3 protein-coding genes are annotated in these 2,685 nt (G+C 38.2%); 1 reads left to right on the forward strand and 2 read right to left on the reverse strand.

Annotation, left to right across the window (positions count from 1 at the left end):
* Window positions 1–105 precede the first annotated feature (105 nt).
* Window positions 106–459 carry a spore coat protein gene (locus tag ACR65M_RS26680; RefSeq protein WP_207899856.1) on the reverse strand — a complete coding sequence of 118 codons (354 nt, stop codon included), beginning with the start codon at window positions 457–459 and terminating at the stop codon, window positions 106–108.
* Between the two features lie 15 nt (window positions 460–474).
* Window positions 475–792: a hypothetical protein gene (locus tag ACR65M_RS26685; RefSeq protein ID WP_440274914.1), complete on the reverse strand. Its 318-nt coding sequence runs from the start codon at window positions 790–792 to the stop codon at window positions 475–477.
* 222 nt (window positions 793–1,014) lie between these two features.
* Here ACR65M_RS26685 and ACR65M_RS26690 point away from each other — a divergent pair, with 222 nt between their 5' ends.
* Window positions 1,015–1,932: a proline dehydrogenase family protein gene (locus tag ACR65M_RS26690; protein WP_440274915.1), complete on the forward strand. Its 918-nt coding sequence runs from the start codon at window positions 1,015–1,017 to the stop codon at window positions 1,930–1,932.
* Window positions 1,933–2,685: the final 753 nt, after the last annotated feature.

A 2,685-nucleotide genomic window follows, 5' to 3' on the forward strand; every position in this document is an offset into this window, starting at 1 on the left:
AATGTCACAATACTTATCTCAAGTATTGCCATTTTGGAGGTGTTTTATATTGTCTCACTATTTTAGGTTAGTCCAGCACCAATAAGGGGCTTCATCTCTTTTTTCTTATTGAATAGTATTATGGTTTGGAAATTGCGTTGTTGTGTAATTATAAAATTGTTGAAGCTTTTGTTGCACCTTTTGAGTTTCTTCTTCTTCAAGCTTATACCAGCCATTCTTGAACATAAGATTGTATAGCTCTCTTTGGCAGTCCTGTGTTTCATTGAAGATCGAACGAATATCCTCATAAAGTCCATCATGACTCATCTCATTCAAAGCTGTGCTGTAGGCAGCAGTCATATATTTTTCCGTTGCTAGCATGTCATTTATAAAATCACGATCATTCATTGCTGGTGTTTTTGGAACTTTTGTTTTTGGATTACTTACCTGATTAGGATTTTGGTTCATTTGTTGATTCATTATGTAGCCCTCCTTTTATTGCATTTGCTGGCTTTGCTGATTTTGGCTCGGTTGCTGCGGTGCTTGACCTGTATGCTTTTGCATATGATCTAAAATTTGACGATAATGGCGCTCGTGCATTTGACACGCTTTTTCGAGCGCTTGAGAGATTTCAGGCATTTGACATTGGCCTGCAAAGAAATGCGCCTTTTTTAAGGCTAAAAGGTTCCAGGACATCATATCTGTTAAGTATAAGAGGTCCTTTGATGTAATAACTGCAGGAGTTTCTGACATTTGCCCAGCCTTTGGAGTATAAAAAGGTTGTTGCTGTTGTTGTGATTGCTGTTGTTGCATAATAAAACCCTCCTTATCCTATTTTTCATTATTAGGTTGCCAACAAAACGTTTATTGTATGCAATGCATATAATGAAATAGGGTACTGTTCAGGAAAATGTAAGCGTTCGACAAAATTTTTTCGAGCATATATTCAAAGCAATTTAAACGTGATAAAATAAATAAGGATTTAGGTAGATTGCTAGATTACAGCTAAGATTGCATTTCGAGGGGGAAATTGAAATGGAACAACTTTTACGTAATTTCTTTTTGTTTTTATCAAAAAATAAAGCGTTTACAAAATTGGCTAGGAAATATGGCTTGCGCTTTGGTGCAGCTAGATTTGTTGCCGGAGAAACAATAGATTTAGCTGTAAAAAAAATCAAAGAGCTAAATGCAAAGGGCCTCGCGGTCACCATCGATTATCTTGGTGAATTCGTTGACAGTATAGAAGAGGCGAATCTTATGGCTGACGGTTCAATTGAAGCAATCAAAGCAATTGGTAGAGAAAAGCTAAATGCACAATTATCCTTAAAAATGACCTCAATGGGATTGGATATTTCAGATGAGGTCGTTATGAATAATATGCGACGAATCCTTGATGTCGCAAAAGAAAATGATGTCTTCGTAACGATTGACATGGAAGACTACTCACGATGCGCAAAGACAATTGAAATTTTTAAAGAACTACGAAAAGATTACGATAATGTTGGAACTGTAATCCAAGCTTATCTATATCGGACTGTCCAAGATATAGAAGACTTAAACGAATATCATCCAAATCTTCGTCTTGTAAAAGGTGCTTATAAAGAATCACCAGAAGTAGCATTTCCTGACAAGAAAGACGTCGATGAGAACTTTAAGAAAATCATTAAAATGCATTTGTTGAACGGAAACTATACAGCAGTTGCTTCACATGATGAGGCCATGATCCAATATACGAAGGAATTAGTAAAGGAACATAAAATAAGTCATGACCAATTTGAGTTTCAAATGCTCTACGGGATTCGATCAGAACGCCATGAGGAACTTGTAAAAGAAGGATATACAATGCGCGTGTATGTACCGTATGGAACGGACTGGTATGGCTATTTCATGAGACGTCTAGCAGAACGGCCAGCAAATGTAGCGTTTGTATTAAAAGGGGTTCTTGGGAAGTAGGTTAAATAGAAGCAGTGCTAGGGAAACAAAGTGTGTTTTCTAGCACTGCTTTTTTGTTTGCTTCAAGATTATGAAGAGACTACAGGGTTTGAACGGATGAAGGGGATGGGGGTAGAATATTTGTTGCAAATTGCCTGTCATTGAAGTGACGAAGGGGATTGGGTTGAAATATTTATTGCGAATTCTCTTTTATTGAGGTGATGAAGGGGATTGAGGCGAAGTATATGCTGCGAATTGTCTTTCATTGAGGTAATGAAGGGGATTGGGGTTAAATATTTGTTACAAAAACCCTTTCATCGAGGTAATTAAGGGGATTGGGGTTAAGTATTTGTTGCCCAACCCTCTTCATCGATGTGATGAAGGGGATTGGGGTTAAGTATTTGTTGCCCAACCCTCTTCATCGAGGTAATGAAGGGGATTGCGCTGAGGTATTTGTTGCCCAACCCTCTTCATCGAGGTGATGAAGGGGATTGGGGTTAAGTATTTGTTGCTCAACCCTCTTCATCGAGGTAATGAAGGGGATTAGACTGAAGTATTTGTTGCCCAACACTCTTCATCAAGGTGATGAAGGGGATTAGGCTGAAGTATTTGTTGCCCAACCTTCTTCATCGAGGTGATGAAGGGGATTGGGGTTAAGTATTTGTTGCCCAACCCTCTTCATCGAGGTGATGAAGAGGTGGATAGGTTACACTTAGCTGGACAAAAAAATTAAGGGCTAGCAGACTGATAGAGAATTAAGTATATCAACTATAA

Source organism: Ferdinandcohnia sp. SAFN-114 (genome assembly GCF_059415045.1).